We start from the raw sequence: 5,929 nt of genomic DNA on the forward strand, positions 1-5,929 counted from the left end.
ATCTTACTCACAGCCCAAATTAACTCCTAATGAGTATGCTATGTTTACGAGTTGGATTAGTTTGTGCCTGAATATGAAAATATAAGAAGAAAATGATGAGCATTTATGCATCAAAAAAAGTGGTCGCTATCGGCGGAGGGCACGGTCTGGGGCGTATGCTGGCCGCACTCAAAGATTTTGGCAGTAACGCCACTGGCATAGTTACCACCACAGATAACGGCGGTTCGACAGGGCGGATTCGTGACTGTCAGGGCGGGATCGCCTGGGGAGACACCCGCAACTGCATCAATCAGCTCATCACCGAGCCATCCATCAGCTCGATGATGTTTGAATATCGTTTTAAAGGCTCAGGCGAACTCAATGGCCACAACCTCGGCAATCTGATGCTGACTGCGCTGGACAACTTGTCTGTCCGCCCACTCGACGCCATCAACCTGATTCGCAATATGCTCAAGGTCGACGTGAACATCGTGCCAATGTCAGAGCACCCCTCGGATCTTAAAGCGCTGTCCGCAGACGGCATGTGGGTCACGGGAGAAACCAGCGTAGACGAGATGAAGGAGGATTTGCGCAGGCTGGATCTGGATCCGGAAGTGCCGGCAACCAAAGAGGGCGTCATTGCCATTGAACAGGCGGATTGCATTGTTCTCGGTCCGGGCAGCTTTCTGACCAGCATCATGCCCCCATTACTACTGCCTGAAATCGGCCAGGCCATCGCCAACAATCTTAAAGCCAAGCTGGTGTTCGTCGATAACCTGTCACCGGAATTTGGCCCCGCAGCACGCATGACGCTCCACGACCGTCTCAGTTGGTGCGAGCGAGCCTGTCATGCGAGAAAAGTGGATGTGGTGTTGGTCGACACCCCACATCCGGAACTTAACTCAGACTGGAATTGCGTGGTGACGGATCTGGCGTCCGCCAACCGTGATTGGCGCCACGACCGGACGAAACTGCAAAAAGCGATCGTGACCCTGCTGTCAAACTAACTGTTGATAGCGGGACAATGTCGTCCCCAGCAACTCAACCATGTGAGACACGTCGCCGGCTTCACTCAGAGGCTGGCCGTTCTTCACCCGGGCATCAATTTCAATCGCGCTGCAACACAACTGTTCAGCACCAAAACTGGCGGCACTGCTTTTCAATGCGTGAGAAATCTCTCGCAGGTAGCTCAACTTATCCGCAGCCGCAGGGTCACTCAGATAAGCAATGTAGCTTTCCAGCTCGCCGAGAAAAATGCCGAGCAATACCGGCACGTTCTCTTCGCCAATATCATTGGCCAGTTGCTCAATCTTATTTTGATTTAATACTTCCATCATATTCTTCCTTGGCATTCCACGCTTGCAGTTTGCGATAAATCGTCGAAGGGCTGACATCCAGATAGCCCGCAGCTTTTGGAATATTGCCATCACAGGCTTCAATGGCCTGCTCAATCGCGTTCTTTTCTGTCAGCCACAACGGGAAAATTTCATGCGCTGAGAGCGATTCTTTGTCCTGTTTGATCACTCGAATCTGGTTATTCATCGGCTTATTCAGCGGCGGTGGCAGCATATCGAGCGAAATTTCTTTACCGTTATTCAGCACGACCACATTGCGCAGTACGTTTTGCAGTTGACGGACGTTGCCCGGCCATTCGTATTGATTGAAGCGTTCAATCACTTCAGGCGACAAACGCACAAACCCTTTGCCTTCCTCGTTGGACATATAGCCCAGTAATGAATATGCAATTTCAATGACATCCTCACCACGCTCGCGCAGCGGTGGCAAGTGCAACGGGATCACATACAGACGGTAGTACAAGTCTTCCCGAAAACGCCCCTCCTGAACTTCCTTCCACGGATCCCGGTTGGTGGCGCACACAAACCGCACATCGACGCTTTTCATTTTGGACGAGCCAACTTTCTGGAAAGTGCCCGTTTGAATAAAGCGCAGCAGTTTGGTTTGCAGATCTAAGTCCATTTCGCACAGCTCATCGAGGAACAAGGTTCCCCCGTCTGCCAGCTCCGCCGCGCCTTGACGGTCCGTCGCCGCGCCAGTAAACGCCCCTTTGACATGACCAAACAGCTCACTTTCAATCAGATCTTTTGGGATCGCAGCACAGTTGATGGCAATAAACGGTTTATCTCCCCGCTTGCTGGCAGCATGGATCGCCTCGGCACACACTTCTTTCCCCGTACCGCTTTCTCCGGTGATGAATATGCTGGCCTTGCTGCTCGCCGCTGAATCGATAGTGCGATACACCGCCTGCATCGTCTGGCTGCTGCCGATGAAACCCTGATAACCTTGATTGCTCAGGTTATCCGCGTCATTTTTGAGCTTGCTTGCTTTGCGAATCGCGTTGTTCACCGTCACCCGCAAACGGTCCGCTTCACACGGTTTGATCAGAAAGTCCTGAGCCCCATGGCGCATCGCTTCGACCGCTGTATCGATAGAACCGTGTGCGGTCATAAACACCACCGGAACATCAGGCACACTTTTCTTCACTTCGTGCAATACGTCCATACCGGTCATGTCCGGCAGCCGTAAATCAAGCAAAATGAGATCCGGCGTGCGATAAGTGAGACTTTCGATAGCATCACGACCGGTGCCGACAATATTGATATCGATACCTAAAGGAGTGAGATACGAGCGGTACAGGGCTGCAACCGACGCCGTATCTTCTACCATCAACAGGTATCTCGATTTTTGAGATTCTGAGGATTGTTGCATAACCTAGCCATTATTATTTGCATTTTGTAGAAATGATTGCATTGCGAATTGCATTTTGCAAATTAAATCGGAAAATTTCCGTACGGAATCCGCAATTGACCGATTTTCTTACCTCAAAAAGTTGGCATAGAAGATGCTTTATTCAGATTGACCCAAGTTTGGGTCACCTAGCCAACTGACGTTGTTAGTGAACTTAGTATTCACAAAAAAGCCAATAGATTAGTGTCTATTGGCTATTTTTTTGCTTGTCGTTTAGTTAGTAAATAGCATCAACTGTTCGCGATAAACTGTTCCCGTAGTTTCTCTATCTGATCGCGCTTCTCAGCCGCCAGCTCAAACTCCAGATCCTGGGCATGTTTGTACATTGCCGCTTCCAGTTTGCTGATCTCTTTGTCCAGCTCTTGTGGCGACAGGGCCACATAACGCTGTGAAGGCTCAGCCACTTTCGACAACGGCACCTGCTTATTCACACGTTGACGTTTGCCCTTGGTGATATCACCCAGCTCCATGATATCTTTGATATTGCGTTTCAACGCCTGAGGCTGAATGCCTCTTTCTTCGTTGTAAGCCTGTTGTTTTTCCCGGCGACGGTTGGTTTCGTCCATGGCTTTTTTCATCGAGCCGGTAATACGATCAGCGTACAAAATCGCCTTGCCCGCCACATTACGGGCCGCGCGGCCAATGGTCTGAATCAAAGAACGCTCTGAGCGCAGGAATCCTTCTTTGTCTGCATCCAGAATCGCCACCAACGACACTTCCGGCATATCCAGCCCCTCACGCAGCAGGTTGATTCCGACCAGAACATCAAATTCTCCCAGGCGCAAATCACGGATAATCTCAACGCGCTCGACCGTATCTATGTCCGAGTGCAGATAACGCACCCGCACATCATGCTCATGAAGGTATTCCGTCAGATCTTCGGCCATACGCTTGGTCAATGTGGTCACCAGCACCCGTTCATCTTTGGCGGAACGAATCCGGATCTCTGACAACAGGTCATCCACCTGGGTGGCCACCGGACGCACTTCCAGCTCAGGATCCAGCAGACCGGTTGGACGCACCACCTGATCCGCCACCTCGCCGTCTGATTTTTCCAGTTCATAGTTGCCCGGCGTGGCCGAAACAAAAATGGTTTGCGGCGCCAGAGATTCAAATTCTTCAAATTTAAGCGGACGGTTGTCAAGCGCCGATGGCAAACGAAAGCCAAACTCCACCAGCGTCTCTTTGCGTGAGCGATCCCCTTTAAACATGGCACCAATCTGCGGCACAGTCACGTGGGACTCATCGATGATCAATAAGCCATCGTGCGGCAGATAATCAAACAGTGTCGGTGGTGGCTCACCTTCACTGCGTCCGCTGAGATACCGTGAGTAGTTTTCGATTCCCGAGCAAAAACCCAGCTCGTTCATCATTTCGATGTCAAATTGAGTCCTCTGGGTGATGCGCTGCTCTTCGAGCAATTTGTTGTTATCGAGCAGATACTGCTTGCGCAGCGCCAGTTCTTGCTTAATGTGTTCAATGGCTTCCAGAATACGATCTCGGGGAGTCACATAGTGTGTTTTCGGGTAGATAGTAAAACGCGGGATATCCCGTTGCTTGACGACCCCGGTCAAAGGGTCGAACAAACTGATGCATTCGATCTCATCATCGAACATTTCGATCCGCACCGCTTCCTGATCCGATTCAGCAGGAAAGACATCAATGACTTCGCCGCGCACGCGAAACTGACCCCGCTCAAACGCCACTTCATTGCGAGTGTATTGCAACTCCGCCAGGCGGCGTAAAATATCGCGCTGACCGATAAAGTCACCACGACGGACGTGCAACATCATCTGTAGATACGATTCCGGGTCGCCCAAACCATAAATCGCCGAGACAGAGGCGACGATGATGGCATCTTTTCTCTCCAGAAGGGCTTTGGTGGCCGACAAACGCATCTGTTCAATGTGAGCGTTGACCGATGCATCCTTCTCGATAAAAGTATCAGTGGTGGGCACATAGGCTTCAGGCTGGTAATAATCGTAGTAAGAGACAAAGTATTCCACCGCATTATTGGGAAAGAATGCTTTCATCTCACCGTACAACTGAGCTGCCAGCGTTTTGTTTGGAGCAAGCAAGATCGCCGGACGCTGTGCTTGCGCAATAACGTTGGCCAGAGTGAACGTCTTACCGGAGCCGGTGACCCCGAGCAGTGTCTGATGCGCTAACCCTGAATCCAGCCCTTCCAACAGTTGTTTTATTGCGGTGGGCTGATCACCGGATGGCTGATATTCAGACACCAGATCGAACATTTTACTCATATCTCTCGTTACCCTATCCCGTCAGTGATGTTCTATTTTGACTGTATGTATATACACCCGCAAGAGCCAGACACAAATTTCTTCTATAAATGACACAAAAACCATGGTTTGATCGCTGGTATCTCACCATTGACTCTGATATTATCGTTCGCCCTCACCGAGCCGCCCGGCACTTACTGTCTCATTTTTCATACACAGCTTTTCCCCAAATTGACAATTTAATGACAAATAGAAAAGTTATTTTTACGCACCAGCCAAATAACTCACAACCTGAATAACTCAATATAACCCAACAAAATCAATTAATTAAAATAAAAACCCACATTGTAAATTATAAAGTCAAAACTCTATAATCTGAGCCAACCCGAGTTGCTCAAGTTACATTAACACACTTATCCACAATTTTAGTGGATAAGTAAACCAAGCCCAGAGAAGTTAAGGCATACAGGAAAGTAAAGCCTTTTTTTGATAAAAAAATATATTTATTTCCTCGACTTGGTGTTGACAAGCGATCCAGCGACCGATAACATTCGCCCCGCTTAACGCAATTCCCCCTTAGTTCAGTTGGTAGAACGGCGGACTGTTAATCCGTATGTCGCAGGTTCGAGTCCCGCAGGGGGAGCCAAATTCCAAAGGCCCGGTCATTGACCGGGCCTTTCTCGTTTTATTTCCCCGCTTCTCTCAGGGTTCTATTCTGATATTGATGCCACTTGGTGTGGCATGTCGGGTGATTCTCTCTTACTTCCGAGGCTCAAGCGGCCGAATCGTCATTCATTGCGTATAATTTTTCATCAATAGCGTATAACCTTAACTTTCCTTGGTTGTTATTGAGGTCACAAAACAGGATAATGTTGGGATCGGAATTTCTAATCTAAATAATTATGACCGAATATATTTTGTTGTTGATTGGCACTGTGCTGGTG

The 5,929-nt window shown here is 49.3% G+C and carries 4 protein-coding genes and 1 tRNA gene; 2 read left to right on the plus strand and 3 right to left on the minus strand.

What is annotated here, in order from left to right; genetic code table 11:
* Positions 1 to 95: 95 nt before the first annotated feature.
* Positions 96 to 986 (plus strand): YvcK family protein, encoded by an 891-nt coding sequence (locus CAG65_RS05150; protein ID WP_161447965.1) that lies wholly within the window; start codon positions 96 to 98, stop codon positions 984 to 986.
* On the opposite strand, the gene luxU is transcribed toward CAG65_RS05150, so the two are convergent.
* The 3 genes from luxU to uvrB all read right to left on the minus strand — a co-directional run bounded on the left by luxU (position 978) and on the right by uvrB (position 5,006).
* The gene (luxU, locus tag CAG65_RS05155; protein ID WP_202599270.1) at positions 978 to 1,316 is read right to left on the minus strand and encodes a quorum-sensing phosphorelay protein LuxU; all 339 of its coding nucleotides are present in this window, start codon (positions 1,314 to 1,316) and stop codon (positions 978 to 980) included. The two genes, CAG65_RS05150 and luxU, sit on opposite strands and share 9 nt — an antisense overlap.
* Positions 1,291 to 2,706 (minus strand): quorum-sensing sigma-54 dependent transcriptional regulator LuxO, encoded by a 1,416-nt coding sequence (luxO, locus tag CAG65_RS05160; protein WP_161452631.1) that lies wholly within the window; start codon positions 2,704 to 2,706, stop codon positions 1,291 to 1,293. Before luxO ends, luxU begins: the two co-directional genes overlap by 26 nt.
* 269 nt (positions 2,707 to 2,975) lie before the next feature.
* Positions 2,976 to 5,006 carry an excinuclease ABC subunit UvrB gene (uvrB, locus tag CAG65_RS05165; RefSeq protein ID WP_021703825.1) on the minus strand — a complete coding sequence of 677 codons (2,031 nt, stop codon included), beginning with the start codon at positions 5,004 to 5,006 and terminating at the stop codon, positions 2,976 to 2,978.
* Positions 5,007 to 5,555: 549 nt separating this feature from the next.
* Between uvrB and CAG65_RS05170 the strand changes: the two genes are divergently transcribed.
* A tRNA-Asn gene (locus tag CAG65_RS05170) sits at positions 5,556 to 5,631 on the plus strand.
* Positions 5,632 to 5,929: the final 298 nt, after the last annotated feature.

The sequence above is a fragment of the Vibrio sp. V39_P1S14PM300 genome (assembly GCF_009904765.1).
In the GTDB taxonomy this organism is placed as follows: domain Bacteria; phylum Pseudomonadota; class Gammaproteobacteria; order Enterobacterales; family Vibrionaceae; genus Vibrio; species Vibrio proteolyticus.

Coding starts and splice junctions, on each gene's coding strand:
- CAG65_RS05150 (WP_161447965.1), top strand. CDS start 96: ATGAGCATTTATGCATCAAAAAAAGTGGTCGCTATCGGCGGAGGGCAC.
- luxO (WP_161452631.1), bottom strand. CDS start 2,706: ATGCAACAATCCTCAGAATCTCAAAAATCGAGATACCTGTTGATGGTA.
- uvrB (WP_021703825.1), bottom strand. CDS start 5,006: ATGAGTAAAATGTTCGATCTGGTGTCTGAATATCAGCCATCCGGTGAT.
- luxU (WP_202599270.1), bottom strand. CDS start 1,316: ATGATGGAAGTATTAAATCAAAATAAGATTGAGCAACTGGCCAATGAT.